The 14,507-nt window shown below is 69.2% G+C and carries 16 protein-coding genes; 8 read left to right on the top strand and 8 right to left on the bottom strand.

Annotated elements, in window-relative coordinates:
- Nucleotides 1-9: 9 nt before the first annotated feature.
- The 5 genes from AB0L97_RS01240 to AB0L97_RS01220 all read right to left on the bottom strand — a co-directional run bounded on the left by AB0L97_RS01240 (nt 10) and on the right by AB0L97_RS01220 (nt 4,300).
- The gene (locus AB0L97_RS01240) at nt 10-450 is read right to left on the bottom strand and encodes a hypothetical protein (RefSeq protein WP_355071679.1); all 441 of its coding nucleotides are present in this window, start codon (nt 448-450) and stop codon (nt 10-12) included.
- Nucleotides 451-523: 73 nt separating this feature from the next.
- On the bottom strand, nt 524-877 hold the full coding sequence (locus tag AB0L97_RS01235) for a UBP-type zinc finger domain-containing protein (RefSeq protein WP_364424531.1): 354 nt from the start codon (nt 875-877) through the stop codon (nt 524-526).
- Nucleotides 874-2,364 carry an ATP-binding protein gene (locus AB0L97_RS01230; RefSeq protein ID WP_364424529.1) on the bottom strand — a complete coding sequence of 497 codons (1,491 nt, stop codon included), beginning with the start codon at nt 2,362-2,364 and terminating at the stop codon, nt 874-876. The genes AB0L97_RS01235 and AB0L97_RS01230 overlap by 4 nt, the downstream gene beginning before the upstream one ends.
- 14 nt (nt 2,365-2,378) lie before the next feature.
- Nucleotides 2,379-4,046 carry an FAD-dependent oxidoreductase gene (locus AB0L97_RS01225; protein ID WP_364424527.1) on the bottom strand — a complete coding sequence of 556 codons (1,668 nt, stop codon included), beginning with the start codon at nt 4,044-4,046 and terminating at the stop codon, nt 2,379-2,381.
- A gap of 53 nt (nt 4,047-4,099) precedes the next feature.
- Nucleotides 4,100-4,300, bottom strand: coding sequence for a hypothetical protein (locus AB0L97_RS01220; protein ID WP_364424525.1), 201 nt, complete (start codon nt 4,298-4,300; stop codon nt 4,100-4,102).
- A gap of 207 nt (nt 4,301-4,507) precedes the next feature.
- On the opposite strand from AB0L97_RS01220, the gene AB0L97_RS01215 reads away from it, so the two are divergent.
- Nucleotides 4,508-4,963: an SRPBCC family protein gene (locus AB0L97_RS01215; protein ID WP_364424523.1), complete on the top strand. Its 456-nt coding sequence runs from the start codon at nt 4,508-4,510 to the stop codon at nt 4,961-4,963.
- 77 nt (nt 4,964-5,040) lie between these two features.
- Here AB0L97_RS01215 and AB0L97_RS01210 read toward each other — a convergent pair whose 3' ends face one another.
- Nucleotides 5,041-6,069, bottom strand: coding sequence for a beta-ketoacyl-ACP synthase III (locus tag AB0L97_RS01210; protein WP_364424521.1), 1,029 nt, complete (start codon nt 6,067-6,069; stop codon nt 5,041-5,043).
- 219 nt (nt 6,070-6,288) lie between these two features.
- On the opposite strand from AB0L97_RS01210, the gene AB0L97_RS01205 reads away from it, so the two are divergent.
- The 7 genes from AB0L97_RS01205 to AB0L97_RS01175 all read left to right on the top strand — a co-directional run bounded on the left by AB0L97_RS01205 (nt 6,289) and on the right by AB0L97_RS01175 (nt 11,596).
- Nucleotides 6,289-6,561: a GlsB/YeaQ/YmgE family stress response membrane protein gene (locus AB0L97_RS01205; protein ID WP_356962735.1), complete on the top strand. Its 273-nt coding sequence runs from the start codon at nt 6,289-6,291 to the stop codon at nt 6,559-6,561.
- A 103-nt stretch (nt 6,562-6,664) separates the two neighbouring features.
- Nucleotides 6,665-7,393 (top strand): phosphatidylserine decarboxylase, encoded by a 729-nt coding sequence (locus AB0L97_RS01200; protein WP_355071692.1) that lies wholly within the window; start codon nt 6,665-6,667, stop codon nt 7,391-7,393.
- Nucleotides 7,393-8,337, top strand: coding sequence for a phosphatidylcholine/phosphatidylserine synthase (locus AB0L97_RS01195; RefSeq protein WP_355071694.1), 945 nt, complete (start codon nt 7,393-7,395; stop codon nt 8,335-8,337). The genes AB0L97_RS01200 and AB0L97_RS01195 overlap by 1 nt, the downstream gene beginning before the upstream one ends.
- Before the next feature lie 135 nt (nt 8,338-8,472).
- Nucleotides 8,473-9,402 carry an RNA polymerase sigma-70 factor gene (locus AB0L97_RS01190; RefSeq protein ID WP_364424518.1) on the top strand — a complete coding sequence of 310 codons (930 nt, stop codon included), beginning with the start codon at nt 8,473-8,475 and terminating at the stop codon, nt 9,400-9,402.
- 82 nt (nt 9,403-9,484) lie between these two features.
- Nucleotides 9,485-10,573: an FAD-dependent oxidoreductase gene (locus AB0L97_RS01185; protein WP_364424516.1), complete on the top strand. Its 1,089-nt coding sequence runs from the start codon at nt 9,485-9,487 to the stop codon at nt 10,571-10,573.
- Nucleotides 10,574-10,628: 55 nt separating this feature from the next.
- Nucleotides 10,629-11,354 (top strand): Clp protease N-terminal domain-containing protein, encoded by a 726-nt coding sequence (locus AB0L97_RS01180; RefSeq protein WP_364424514.1) that lies wholly within the window; start codon nt 10,629-10,631, stop codon nt 11,352-11,354.
- A gap of 5 nt (nt 11,355-11,359) precedes the next feature.
- Nucleotides 11,360-11,596 carry a hypothetical protein gene (locus tag AB0L97_RS01175; RefSeq protein ID WP_364424512.1) on the top strand — a complete coding sequence of 79 codons (237 nt, stop codon included), beginning with the start codon at nt 11,360-11,362 and terminating at the stop codon, nt 11,594-11,596.
- On the opposite strand, the gene AB0L97_RS01170 is transcribed toward AB0L97_RS01175, so the two are convergent.
- Together AB0L97_RS01170 and AB0L97_RS01165 are read right to left on the bottom strand one after the other, a co-directional pair.
- Nucleotides 11,597-12,271, bottom strand: a complete 675-nt coding sequence (locus AB0L97_RS01170) for a suppressor of fused domain protein (RefSeq protein WP_364424510.1) — start codon at nt 12,269-12,271, stop codon at nt 11,597-11,599.
- Between the two features lie 59 nt (nt 12,272-12,330).
- Nucleotides 12,331-14,388 (bottom strand): NAD(+) synthase, encoded by a 2,058-nt coding sequence (locus AB0L97_RS01165; RefSeq protein WP_364424508.1) that lies wholly within the window; start codon nt 14,386-14,388, stop codon nt 12,331-12,333.
- Nucleotides 14,389-14,507 lie beyond the last annotated feature (119 nt).

Below are 14,507 nucleotides of genomic sequence, written 5' to 3'. Positions count from 1 at the left end.
CGCTTTCGGCTATTTCTTGACGAGTCCCGCGGCGGTCGCGACCGACTTGTCGGCGACGCTCGGCGCCAGGCACACCAGTTTGGCCGTGCCGAGCGCGACATTCGGGCTGCCGTCGAACGGGCCGCCCGGGTTCTCCGCCAGGATCTGCTCGATCAGGACCTTCTCTTCGTCGGTGTCGAGCTTGCGGAACTCACCGCAGGTGGTGCTCGACGCCGGACCGAGCGCCGGGTCGCGCTGCTTCGTCGTGGCGGGGGCGTCCGTATCCGCCGGGCCGCTCGGCGTCGCGGTGCCGGGAGCGGTCGTCGTGCGGGCGGCCGAGGCGGCCGCGGTCGCGGTCACGGAGCCCTGGCGCAATCCGTTCGCGTCGGTGGACTCGTCCCCTCCGCCGCAGCCTGCCAGCAGGAAACCCACCGTCCCGGCGATCAGGACGATGGCGGAAGTTCGTTTCATACCGATGCTTTCCCGGGTGGATCGTGGCGCCGGAGGCCCCGGCGTCGGCAGCAGCGTACCGGTTCCGGCGGCATCAGTGGATGTGTGCCTGCCAATCCGCGGGAACCCGCTCGCGCGGGCCGGGGACGCCCTGATCGGCGGGATGACTGTGCGGTGGCGCCAATTCCGGTCCGCCGCTGAACATCTCTTCGGTTTCGAAGTTGTAGTACCAGTCCTCACCCGGCTCGAAGCTCTGGATGAACGGGTGACCGGTGCTCTTCGCGTGCGCGGTGGCGTGCTGCGCGGGGGAGGTGTCACAGCAGCCGATATGCCCGCACTGGGCGCACCGGCGCAGATGCACCCACCAGCCGGAGTGCTGCTCGCACTCCGCGCAACCCGGCCCACTGGGCGGTACCGCGGGATCGATGCCCGCGAGCTGCTCGGTCATGACTGCCCTTCCGTGTCGATTCCGGCTCGATCCTGTTCTGGGCGGTGCAGCGGCAGCCAGACGGTGAACCTGGTGTCGCCCGGCTCCGAGTCCACCCTGATGTCGCCGTTGTGTTTCTTGACCACGATGCGGAACGAGATGTCCAGCCCCAGTCCGGTGCCCTCGCCCATCGGCTTGGTGGTGAAGAACGGCTCGAAGATCCGGTTGCGGGCCTCCGGCGCGATGCCAGGCCCGGTGTCGCCGATCTCCACGACCGCGCAGTCGTTCTCTTTCCTGGTGCGAATGGTCAGCGTGCCCTCACCGTTCATCGCGTACACCGCGTTGTCGATGAGATTGGTCCACACCTGGTTGAGTTCGGCCGCGTAGCACGGCACTTCCGGCAGCGTCCGGTCGTACTCCTTGACTACGTGCACGCCGTCGCCGATCTTGCGGCTGAGCATCACCAAGGTGCTGTCCAGCAGCTCGTGGATGTCGACCACCTGGAACGGGGCGCGGTCCATCTGCGAGTACTGCTTCGCGGCGCCCACCAGCGCGGAGATGCGCGTCGTCGAGTCGGCGATCTCGTTCATCAGCAGCTCGGTCTCGATGGTGTAGTTCAGCCAGCGGATGGCCCCTTGGAACACCTGCTCCGGCGAGCCGTCCAGGGTGGCGGCCACCCGCTCCAGCCAGTCGGTGTCGAACCCGGCCTGCACGAAGTTCGGCGCGAGGTTCCAGCCGTCGGCGATCCCGTGGTCCTCCAGCCATTCGCCGAGCACGTCCTCGCGATCGGCGGCTTCCATCGGCGTCAGCTCCGGAGCCTTCGCGACCTGGGCGGCGGCCTCCTCCTGCAGGCGCACCAAGGAACCCAAGGATGACGGATCGAACTTGCCCTCCGCCATCATGGCGAGCTTGTGCCGCATGCCCGCGACCCGCTCGCGCAGGCCCGCGGTGGCGCGCACCGCGGCGGCGGCCGGGTTGTTGAGCTCGTGGGTGAGGCCGGCCGACAGCGAACCCAGCGCGAGCAGTCGTTCGCGCTCACCGATGCGCGCGTTGGTGTTGCGGTTGCCGAAGAACACCCCTTCGAGCAGGTGCACGGCCATCGGGAACCACTCGTGCATCATCCTGGCGAAGATCTCGGCGTCCAGCACGAAGAACCGCGCCGGCCGCGTCACCTGCATCGTCCCGCTGTAGGTCTGGTCGACCTTGTCGCCGATGTAGGACATCCAAGCGCCCGCGTAGGCGCCGTGATGCTCGGTGCGCACCAATTCGATCTCCGCGCCGCCGGACTGCTTGGTGAGGATCAGCTCGCCATCCATCAACACGTAGAAACAGGTGGCCGGTTCGCCTTCGCGGAAGACGACACCGGGTTCGATTGTCTCGATCCGGCCGTCGGCGCACAGCCATTCCAGCTGCTCGTCGTTCAGCTTCTCGAACAGGAACAGGGTGCGCAGCTCGGCGGGGTCGCACACCGACCTGCTGCTGCGGTCCGCGGTCTGGTTCGAAGTCATCTGCGGCCTCCTGGTTACGCGAGATAGCGGTGCACGAGCATGACGGCCATGGCGCCCTCGCCGACGGCGGAGGCGACGCGCTTGGCCGACTCGGCGTGCACGTCGCCCGCCACGAACACGCCGGGCACGCTGGTTTCGAGGTGATGCGGTGGCCGGGATAGCTCCCAGCCCGCGGGGCGCGCGCTCTCGACCATCAGGTCGGGCCCGGCGAGCACGTAACCTGCGTCGTCACGGATGACGACGCCGTCGAGCCAATCGGTCTGCGGCGCCGCGCCGATGAACAGGAACAGCCGCTCCGCGTCGGCCTTCTCCTCGGCGCCGGACTTGTTGTTGCGCAGCACGATCTGCTGGAGGTGATCGTCACCGTCGGCGGCGATCACCTCGGTGTTGGTGTGCACCTCGATGTTCGCGATCTGCGCGATCTGCTGGATGAGGTAGTGCGACATGGACTGTTCCAGCGAATCGGCCCGGACCACCAGGTGCACGGTGCGCGCGTTGCGGGACAGGAACACCGCGGCCTGACCGGCGGAGTTCGCCCCGCCGACGATGTAGACCTCGTGATCGGCGCACTCGGACGCTTCGGTCATCGCCGATCCGTAGTAGACGCCGCGCCCGGTGAAGTCGTCGACGCCCGGCGCCGGGTGGCGGCGGTAGTCGACGCCGGTCGCGATGATCACGGTGTGCGCGCACAGTCTGCCGCCGTCGGCGAACCGCACGGTGCGCGCGGACCCGTTCACCTCCAGCCCCACTACCTCGCGCGTGGTGATCACTTCGGCGCCGAATTTCGCCGCCTGTCGCCGGGCCCGGTCGGCCAGTTGCGCCCCGGACAAGCCGTCGGGGAAGCCGAGGTAGTTCTCGATGCGCGAACTCTGCCCCGCTTGGCCGCCGGTGGCGGTCCGCTCGACGAGCACGGTGCGCAGACCCTCGGACGCGCCGTAGACCGCCGCACCGAGACCGGCGGGACCGCCGCCCACCACGATCAGGTCGTAGAACTCGCCCGCCGGGTCGACGGTCAGGCCGACGTTCTGGGCCAGTTCGCTGTCGGTGGGCTGCACGAGCGCGTCGCCCGCGGAAGTGATCACCACCGGACAGCGCTCCGGGTCGGCGCCCGCCGCTTCCAGCAGGCGCGCGCCCTCGGGCTCGTCGGCCAGGTACCACCGGTAGGGGAGCTGGTTGCGGGCGAGGAATTCCCGCACCTGCGACGACCGCGGCGACCAGCGATTGCCGACCACCTTGGTCTCGGTGACGGGCCGATGCTCGCTGCTGCGCCAAGCGTCGATCAGCCCGTCGAGCACGGGATAGAGCTTCTCCTCCGGCGGGTCCCACGGTTTGAGCAGATAGTGGTCGAGGTCGATGACGTTGATCGCGTCGATCGCGGCATTGGTGTCGGCGTAGGCGGTCAGCAGCACGCGGCGCGCGTAGGGGTGCAGGTCCATCGCCTGCTCGAGGAATTCGATGCCGTCCATGCCCGGCATCCGATAGTCGGCGATCAACACGGCGACCGGCTGCCCGCGCAGCTTCATCTCACGCAGCGCGTCCAGGGCCTGCGGACCCGATTCCGCGCGCAGAATCCGGTAATCGGCGCCGTAGCGGCGGCGCAGGTCGCGGACGACCGCCCGGGAGACGCCCGGGTCGTCGTCGACGCTCAGGATGGCCGGTTTCGTGGCAGCGGGTGAAGTCACCTGTCGAGTATGGAGCCTCGCGGCGCGGTCTGTCGTGGGCGTTCGCCGAGGGCTCAGAGGCGATGGTGCAAGACGAGATTGAGCTCACGCGGGGTGAGCAGACGCTCCAGACGTTCTTCCTGCACGGCCCCGCGAACACTACGTGGCGGAAAGACCGACGCGCCGTGCGCTTTTCGCCCGTCCTCCGGCTCGATGGCGGGAAGCAGCGGAACCGGGTCCGCCGGACGACGATGGAGCAGGGAGCGCAGTTTCACGGCCGATCACCTCACGTTGGACGCCGAAATGTTGGAGGCGGTGTCTGTGCTTCATGTATCCGTTATTGTGCGCCGATCATTACACCGGCCGGTGCGCGAGTAGCGAAAATGTGACGCAACTGTCGGCGCGTTTAAAATGTGCGCGACTCGTCACATCGCGTTCGGACGGATGGTCGTCGGTCCGTCGCTCGTATCCCGGAGGCAGCGTTGCCGAAAAATCTCGAAGCCAGCATCGACATCTCCGCGCCCCCGGAGCAGGTGTGGGCGGTGATCTCCGATCTGAAGCGGATGCGGGAGTTCAGTCCGCAGTGCGTGCGGATGGTGGCGCTCGGCTCGCTCAAGGCGGGCACCTGGACGCTCAATCTCAATCGCGACGGCAAGAAGTTCTGGCCGACCACCTCACGCATCGTGCGGTTCGAGCCGAACAAGGCGTTCGCGTTCCGGGTCACCGAGAACCGGACCGTGTGGAGCTACACCTTGGAGCCGACCGAGTCCGGCACGCGGCTGATCGAGCGGCGGGATGTGCCCAACGGCACCACCTGGTTCTCCCGTAAGGCGATCGAGGCCGCGCTGGGCGGCGAGATCCCGTTCGAGGAGGCGTTGGTGCGCGGCATGAACGAGACTCTGGGCAAAGTCAAGACAGCGGTCGAATCCGGCGTCTGAGCACGGGGCGCCGCGCGCGGTGCTCGCCGCGGCCGGTGCACGAGATGTCGTGACCCGGCCGCGGCGAGTGGGAGCGGTTACTTCCAGTTCGGCAGGTTCACGACCTGAGCGGCGTAGGACAGGCCCGCGCCGAACGCGATGAGCAGCGCCGTGTCGCCCGGCTTCGACTCACCCTTGCGCAGCAACGCCTCCATGGCCAGCGGGATCGAGGCGGCCGAGGTGTTGCCCGCCTCCTCGATGTCGTTGGCGAGCGCGCAGTGCTCGGGCAGCTTCAGCACCCTGGCCATGATCTCGATGATCCGGCCGTTGGCCTGGTGCGGGATCATCGCGTCCAGGTCCTCGGGAGACAGGCCCGCGCGGTCGATGGCGTCGCGGCACACCTTCTCCAGCGAGTGCGCGGCCCACCGGAACACCGCGGTGCCCTCCATGGCCAGATAGGGCCGCACCGCGTCCAGGCCCTTCTCGTCGATCTCGTGGAAGAACTCCATCCAGTCCTTGTCCTGCCGGATGGCGTGGTGCTGGGTGCCGTCCGAGCCCCATACGGTGGGGCCGATGCCCGGCTCGTCGGAGGGGCCGACGATCACCGCGCCCGCGCCGTCGGCGAAGAGGAAGGCGGTGGAACGGTCCTTCGGGTTGACCGTGTTCGTCAGCTTCTCCACGCCGATCACGAGGACGTGCGAAGCGGTGCCCGCCCGGACCAGATCCGACGCCAGCGCGATCGAGTGGCAAAAGCCCGCGCACCCGGCCGAGACGTCGAAGGCGGCGGAGCCGTTCATGCCGAGTTCGGTGGCGATGCGCGGGGCGGCGGCCGGCGTCAGCAACAGGTGGGTGGATGTAGCAACGATCACGCAATCGACTTGGTCGACCGCGATACCGGAGGATTCCAGCGCGCCGCGCGCGGCCGCGACGCTCATGCTCTGGATCGTCTCCGAATCGTCGGCGAACCGGCGGGTTCTGATTCCCGACCTGGTCCTGATCCACTCGTCGCTGGAGTTGATCGGGCCGGCCACCTCGTCGTTGGTGACCACTCGAGCAGGGCGGTAAACGCCGAGCCCGAGGATCGCCGTGTGCTCAGCGCCGGTGGTCTGGGCGATTCGAGCAGCCATCTGCGTCTCCTATGTACCTGCGGCGACGCCGCCGGGGGTGCCCCGAAGCATCGAAATCGGTCCCTCATCAGCCACTGTCCATTGGCGAACAGACATGAGGCTTCCTCATATTAGCTTGAAAGTCGCTCATCTGCCGCGCGTATTCCGACAATCGGTGGGTATCACGTCGAAGCACGCCACTGCTGCACGAGGCGTGGCCCAACTGAATGCGAGGACACCATGCTCGGTCTCGGGATTATCGGATGGATCATCATCGGCGGTCTTGCCGGATGGATCGCGAGCAAGTTCATGAAGACGGACGCCCAACAGGGCATCTTGCTCAATATTGTCGTCGGGGTGGTCGGCGGTCTGCTCGGTGGGTTCCTGCTGAAGCTGCTCGGAGTCGACGTCGAGGGTGGCGGCCTTTGGTTCAGCTTCTTCACCTGTCTGGGCGGTGCCGTCATCCTGTTGTTCCTGGTTCGACTGGTCACCGGCGCCCGAGTCAGGTCCTGACCCCGCGTGCCACGGGCTCCTTTCCCGTAAGGTGTGAACGCTTGCGCCGGTCCTATCGTCGATATGGCGCAAACCGTCTGCATCGAGCACGAAAGAGGAGCCTGTGGCCCGCCGTCCCACCCCGCCCGGCACGCCTGAACGCACCGGAGTCGGCCACGTCGTCGATCTGGTCCGCAACGCGATCCCTCCGTTGCATCCCGCCGGGCTTCCGTTCGTCGCCGCACCCTTGGCGGTCGCCGTGGTCGGCGGCAAGCGCAAATGGGTGCGGCGCACCGGACTCTTCGCCGCCGCGGCCTGTGCGACCTTCTTCCGTCACCCGCGTCGCGTGCCGCCGAACCGACCGGGCGTCGTGGTCGCCCCGGCGGATGGCGAGATCGCCTTGGTCGACACGGCCGCTCCCCCCGCCGAGCTGGGTCTCGGCGACGCGCCGCTGCCGCGCGTGAGCATCTTCCTGTCCGTGCTCGACGTCCACGTGCAGCGCACACCGGTCTCCGGAGTCGTGCGCACCGTGCTGCACCAGCCCGGCCAGTTCCGCTCCGCTGACCTGCCCGAGGCGAGCTCGGTGAACGAGCGCAACAGCATGGTGCTCCAGACGCCGGAGGGCGACCAGGTCGTCGTGGTGCAGATCGCCGGGCTGCTCGCGCGCCGGATCGTCTGCGACGCCCAGGTCGGCGACGTGCTGACCATCGCCGACACCTACGGCCTGATCCGCTTCGGCTCGCGGGTCGACACCTACTTCCCGGCGGGCACCGAACTGCTCGTGCAGCCCGGCCAGCGCACCATCGGCGGCGAGACAGTGCTCGCCGTGCTCGGCACATCCGCTGACGCGTGATGGAAGCGGCGGTATCCACCCAGCGGCGCAGGCGGCGGTCCGTCCGCCTGCTGCCGAGCATCGTCACCATCCTGGCGCTGTGCGCCGGGCTGTCGGCGGTGAAGTTCGGCCTCGACGGCAAACTCGGTATCGCGCTGGCCATGATCGGCGCGGCGGCCGTGCTGGACACCCTCGACGGCAGGCTGGCCAGAATGCTCGACGCAACCACGAAGATGGGCGCCGAGCTCGACTCGTTGTCGGATGCCATCTCCTTCGGCGTCGCCCCCGCGTTGGTGCTGTACGTGACCCTGCTCAGCAGCAACAGCGTCGGCTGGATCGTCGCGCTGCTGTTCGCCGTCAGCATCGTGCTGCGCCTGGCCCGGTTCAACACACTGATGGACGACGACACCCGGCCGGATTGGTCGCGGGAGTACTTCGTCGGTGTGCCCGCTCCGGCGGGCGCGCTCATCGCGATGGTGCCGGTGGCCCTGTTCGTGCAGTTCGGCGACGGCTGGTGGGTCGGCTTCTACGAGGTCGCGGCGTGGACGGTGTTCTCGGCCGCGCTGTGCGTCAGCACCATCCCGACGCTGGCCATGAAATCGGTGTCGGTGGCGCCGCAGGCCGCGGCCGGGCTGCTGGTGCTGGTCGCGCTCGCCGCCGCGGCGCTGGTCACGTATCCGATCGTGCTGCTGCTGGTGCTGGTTGCGTTGTATCTGGGCCACATCCCGTTCGCCTGGCATTCCCAGCGCTGGGTGGCCGCGCGTCCGGAGACCTGGACGCACAAACCCGCCGAGCGGCGTGCGCAACGACGGGCGGACCGGCGGCTGCCAGGCATCCGTCGTCCGGCGATTCCGCGTCCGACCATCCCGCGTCCGGCGATCCGCGGCTCGGCCCGGCTGCGGCTGCGCCGACCTGGGGCGAAGCAACGCCAGAACGGTGATGGGCCGCCCCGCGCGGAGCTCTAGCGGCGGCTTCCGGAGCGGCCGCTTCCACTTCGCCGTGCCAATGCGCCGTGTCGCCGGATCGGCGCATCGGCACCTCCGCGCGCTGCGCTGGGAGCGGTACGGTCATGTCCGTCGGGCGGGTGGAGGAAGGTGCGTATGGAGCCGGACGGTTTGCGGGAATTCGAGGGGCATCGACCGCGCTTGTTCGCGCTCGCCTATCGGATGCTCGGCTCGGCAGGTGAGGCCGAGGACGCGGTGCAGGAGACCTATCTGCGCTGGGACGGCGCCGACCGCGGCGGTATCCGCTCCGCCGAGGCCTGGCTGACCACGGCGCTGGTGAATCTGTGCCGCACCTGGCTCGTTTCGGCGCGGGCCCGGCGGGAGAGCTACGTCGGGCCGTGGCTGCCCGAACCGGTGCCGACCGCGCGAGGCGAGCTCGGACCGCTGGAGACCGTCGAGGAGCGCGAACAGGTCTCGCTCGCGCTGCTGACCGCGCTGGAGCGGCTGACCCCGCTCGAACGCGCGGTCTTTGTCTTGCGCGAGGCGTTCGGATACGCGCACCGCGAGATCGCCGACATGCTCGATATCACCGAGGCGAACTCGCAGCAGATCTTCCGCAGGGCGGGCCTGCGGGTACGAGAGGACCGCCCCCGCTTCGGTATCACGCCCGACCATGCCCGCGAGTTGGTCGAGCGGTTCCTGAAGGCGGCGCGCGACGGCGACGTCGCGTCGCTGGAGCAGATGCTCGCCGCCGACGTGAGCGCGACGGCCGACGGCGGCGGCAAGGTGAACGCGGCGCGCCGTCCCGTGCGAGGTGCGGCGCAGGTGGCGCGGTACCTCGTCGGGCTCATGCGCTGGGAGGTGCCCGGCATGCGGCTTGTCGTGGAGGAGGTCAACGGCGCGCCCGCCGCGGTCGCACGGGTGAACGGTGCGCCACTGCTCGTGGTCGCGGTGGACGTGGCCGACGGCGCGGTCACCGCGCTGCGGTTGATCGTGAATCCGGACAAGCTCGCCTATTTCGCCGGGGCGAGCGGGTCGGCGGGCGCGGTGGACACAATGCCGGACCGGCTTCGCCGTCCGCTGTGACGCGCTTCACGGCACCGGTCTGTCAGGGATCGGGGCCCTGTCCGGTCTGAGTGTTGATGGCCGATCGAAAGGAGCCTCAGCAATGACCGGACAGCATCGGATCGTCGTTCTCGGCGCGGGGTACGCGGGATTGGCGGCGGCCCGCAGGCTCGCTCGCACGGCGCGGGACGCTCGGATCACCGTGGTGGACGCGCACGCGTTCTTCGTCGAGCGGGTACGGCTGCATCAGCAGGCGGCCGGGCAGCGGATCGCGGCATGGGATCTGCGGGAATCGCTGGAAAGCAAGGGCATCGCCTTCGTGCAAGCCCTGGCGACGGAGATCGATACGGTCGCGCGTCGGGTGGTGCTCGACACTGCGCCCGCACTCGATTACGACACTTTGATCTACGCCCTCGGTAGCGTCGCCGATCTCGCGAGCGTCCCCGGCGTCGCCGAACACGCCTTTTCGGTCGCCACGCAGGAAGACGTGCGCGGTCTGGCCGTGGCGAGCGGACCGGTGGCGATCGTCGGCGCCGGAGCCACCGGCATCGAGCTGGCGGCGGAACTGGCCGAATCGCATCCGGAGTCCCGGGTGATGCTGCTCGGGTCGGAGGAGCCGGGCGCCTGGCTGTCGGCGCGGGCGCAGGCGCACATCACGCGGACGCTGGAGCGACTCGGAGTCGAGATCCGGTCCGGCGCCAAGGTGATCGAGGTGACAGCCGAGGGGCCGCGCTTGGCCGACGGCTCACTGGTTGCGGCCGCCGCGACGGTGTGGACCACCGGTTTCCGGGTGCCCGACCTCGCCGCCCGCTCCGGTCTGGCGGTGAATTCCGACGGTCGGGTGCTCACCGACGCGACCTTGCGTTCGGTGTCGCACCCGGACGTTTTCGCCGCAGGTGACGCCGCCGTGGTCGCGGGGCCGGGCGGACGCGAACTGCGCATGGCGTGTGCCACCGCGCTGCCGACCGGCAAGCACGCGGCGGACGCCGCCATCGCCCTGATGCGTGGTCGTGAGCCGAAGGAGCTGCGGTTCCGCTATGTGCTCCAGTGCCTCAGCCTGGGTCGCGGCGACGGGGTCGTCCAAGCGGTGCGCGCCGACGACGCACCGGCCAGGACGGTGCTGACCGGGCGCACGGCCGCGTGGGTGAAGGAACGCATCGTGCGCGGCGCGGCCTGGTCTGCGCGCCCGTGAGTCGCATCGTCAACTAACGGTTGACGGTAAGGCATCGTCAACTTATGGTTGACGCATGACCGAACAATTCCGCCTCGACGACCTGATCGACGGCATCAAGAAAGCCCGTCCCGACAATGTGCTCGAACAACTGTCCGATGCCGTCGTCGTGGCGAATCACCTGGGTGAAGTGGCCGACCACCTGATCGGCCACTTCGTGGACCAGGCCAGGCGCTCCGGCGCCTCGTGGACCGATATCGGCGCAAGCATGGGCGTCACCAAGCAGGCGGCGCAGAAGCGGTTCGTGCCCAAGGTGCCCGATCCGGCCGCCGCGGCGGCCATGGACCCGAACGCGGGCTTCGCCCGTTTCACCCCGCGAGCGCGGGCGGTCGTGATGGCGGCGCAGGAGGCCGCGCGTACCGCGGGCAATCGGGAGATCTCCCTCGGGCACATGGTGCTGGGGTTGCTCACCGAACCCCAAGGTCTCGCGGTGCACGAACTCGTCCACCAGGGCGTGTCCGTCGACGTGATCTCCGCCGCCGCTTCCGCGTCGTTGCCGCAGGCCGAGGGGGACGTCCCCGCGCTGATCCCGTTCGGCGCGGAGGCCAAGAAGGTCCTGGAACTCACCTTCCGTGAGGCGCTTCGGCTGGGGCACAACTACATCGGCACCGAGCACATGCTGCTGGCGCTGCTGGAACAGGAGAACGGCGCCGGTCTGCTCAGTGATCTCGGCGTCGACAAGGCGAGCGCCGAAGCGCATCTGGGCGAGCTGCTCGCGGTTATCAAGACCGAGAAGTCCTGATTCCGATGGGCGACGGGAAGTTCCGTGCGCGGACCGCGCTCGCCCTCGCGGTGCTCTTGCTGGTGATCGGCGTGGCCCGGCGATCGGTTGCCGCGCACGAGATTCGCAACGTCGTCAACGGATTGCGGTGCGCGCACGCCGCGCGGGCGCGCCATCGCAGGGCGCTGCGCACGCGGGGAGCCGGTATCCGCGGACCACGCCCGGCCGTTCCGATCGCACACCGCGCGACGCAGGCGGCGTGATCACCCTCGTCCGGCCAGGCCGCCGCCCCATCGGGGCCAGAGGGCTTGCGGTTTCGGCTCGGGAACCAACGGTTCGCGATGGATGTCGGTGACGAACAGGGGTAGTCGCGGTTCCAGCTCGGCGAGCAGTGCGAGGGCGCGCCCGCCTTGCGCCGCGCGGTATTCCCGCATGGTCAACCCGACGATCTGCAGGAACAACACGCGGCCGTGCGGGCTGTCGATGGCGCCCAGTTCCGGGTCCGTCGTGAAGCAGACCGCGTGATTGGTGCAGTCCGCGTGGCCGGCCGCGATCGGCCCGTTCGTCTTGATGGTGTGCCCCGGTTCGAACCACTTGCCGGACTGGAAGACGTAGTGGGCGAGGTTCTGCATGAAGCTCGTCGGCCACACGGGCGGCTCGGTGTCCTCGGGCCCGCGCGCCAAGCGGAAGGTGAACTCGAAGCCCCAGCCGGACTCCGCCGGGTTGTCCCACTCCTTCTCGTACAGCTCGGTCATCCCATAACTGACGTAGTGCCAGTGCGGCATCGGATCGGTGCGTGAGTAGGCGCTGATCCCGTCGAGAGGGTCGGACCCGCCCAGCGACCACGGGTGGTCGGAGGCCCAATGGAAGGGTTCGATGTCGCCGTACAGCGGCCGCAACGCACCGTCGATGGCATCCCAGCCGGATCTCTCACTCACGCAGCCACCATAGGCAGGGGTGCGTCGGGCCCTATCCGGGGCGTCGGACACCGCGCCGGTCAGGCATCCGGCACGTTGCGGGCGAGCTCGTCCAGCCAGGCAGCCGCGGACGCGTCGCTCGGCGCGCGCCAGTCGCCGCGCGGCGAGAGCGAGCCGCCGGAGCCGACCTTCGGCGCGTTCGGCAGCGTCGAGCGCTTGAACTGGCTGGTCTGCACGAAGCGGCGCAGGAACTCGCCCAGCCAGTGCTTGACGGTGGCGAGGTCGTAGGCGTTGCGCTGGTCGGCGGGGACCAGATCGGGCCAGCGGCCGGTCGCCGGATCGGACCAGGCGTGCCAGGCCAGGTAGGCGATACGGCTGGGCAGGTAGCCGAAGCGCAACAGGTAATAGAGGTGGAAGTCCTGCAATTCGTACGGGCCGACGGTCGCCTCGGAACTCTGGGCCGGCGCGGAGGAGTCCTCGTGCGGAATCAGCTCCGGCGAGATCTCGGTGCGCAGGATCGACGAGAGCACCTCGTTCGCTTCGGCGCCGAACTGCTCGGTGTCCACCGCCCAGGCGATCAGGTACTTGATCAGCGTCTTGGGCACCGACGCGTTCACGCTGTAGTGCGCCATGTGGTCGCCGACTCCGAACGTGCACCAGCCCAGCGCGAGTTCGCTGAGGTCGCCGGTGCCGACCACCAGCGCGCCGTGCATATTGGCCAGCCGGAACAGGTGCGAGGTCCGCTCGCCCGCCTGCACGTTCTCGTAGGTGATGTCGTACACCGGCGCGCCGTCGGCGGCCGGATGGCCGAGGTCGCGCAGCATCTGCGTCGCCGATGGGGTGATGTCGATCTCGCGCGCCGTGACGCCGAGGGCGGCCATCAGGCGGTGCGCGTCGGTCCTGGTCCTGGTGCTGGTCGCGAAGCCGGGCATGGTGTAGGCGAGCACGTTCTCCCGGGGCAGGCCGAGCCGGTCCATCGTCTTGGCCGCCACGATCAGCGCCTGCGTGGAGTCCAAGCCGCCGGAGACCCCGATCACCACGCGCTGCGTGCCGGTGGCGCGCAATCGCGTGCTCAAGCCCTCAACCTGGATGTGGTGCACCTCGGCGCAGCGCTCGTTGCGCAAGGCGGGGTCGGCGGGGACGTAGGGGAAGCGCGCGAGCTCGCGCTCCAGCGCCACCGGGGCCTCGGGGACGGGCAGCCGCACGTCGATGTGCCGCAGCGAGGTCAGCCGGTCGCGGTGGTCGTGCACGTTGTCGGCGAAGCTGGTGGTGCGCAGCCGGTCCGCGGCGAGGCGGCGCAGGTCCAGGTCGGCGGTGACCAGCTGGGGATGATCGGAGAACCGCTCGCCCTCCGCGAGCAGGTCGCCGTTCTCGCAGATCAGTGCCTGGCCGTCCCAGGCGAGGTCGGTGGTCGACTCGCCGGTCCCCGCGGCGGAGTACAGGTATGCCGCGAGATAGCGCGCCGAATGCGAGGTGCACAGCGACCGCCGGTAGTCCGCCTTGCCGATCACGATGTTGCTCGCGGACAGGTTGATCAGCACGGTCGCCCCGGCCAGCGCGGCGAAGCCGCTGGGCGGCAACGGAACCCAGCCGTCCTCACAGATCTCCAGGTGGAAGACGAAGTCGTCCAGATTGCTCGCGCGGAACAACAGGTCGGATCCGAACGGCGCCCGGTGCCCGGCGACGGTGACGTGATCCTCCAGCGCCTCCCGCGCCGCCGCGAACTGACGCTTCTCGTAGAACTCCCGATAGTTCGGCAGGTAGCTCTTCGGCGCCACGCCGAGCACGATGCCCCGGCAGATCACGATCGCGCAGTTGAACAACCGGTGGTGCACCCGCAGCGGCGCGCCCACCACGAGCACCGTGTCGATGTCCGTACTCGCCGCGACCACCCTGGCGAGCGCCGCCTCCACCGCCGCGTCCAGCGCGTCCTGGTGGAACAGGTCGTCGGCGGTGTAGGAGGAGAGGCCCAGCTCGGGGAACACCGTGAGCACCGCCCCGGCCGCCGCGGCTTGCGTGGCCAGCTCGACGGTCTGTTCCACGTTGTAGGCGGGGTCGGCCACCCGGATCCGGGGTACCGCGACCGCCACCCGGGCGAAGCCGTGCCGGTAGAGCGAATCGAACGGCAGGTCGTCCACCCGCGTCCCCTTCCGGGCTGAGGTTGATCATGGTCCACCCGGAATCTACGCCGCCCCGGCCGCCTCGGCGCGGTGCCTGGTTCACCCTGTCCCCAGGAGGGGTGGTGTGACCTGCTCTT

This window comes from Nocardia sp. NPDC051911, assembly GCF_040681035.1.
Taxonomy (GTDB): domain Bacteria; phylum Actinomycetota; class Actinomycetes; order Mycobacteriales; family Mycobacteriaceae; genus Nocardia; species Nocardia sichangensis.
Note: the sequence above shows the minus strand (reverse complement) of the source record. Positions and strands in the feature narration are given on the sequence as shown.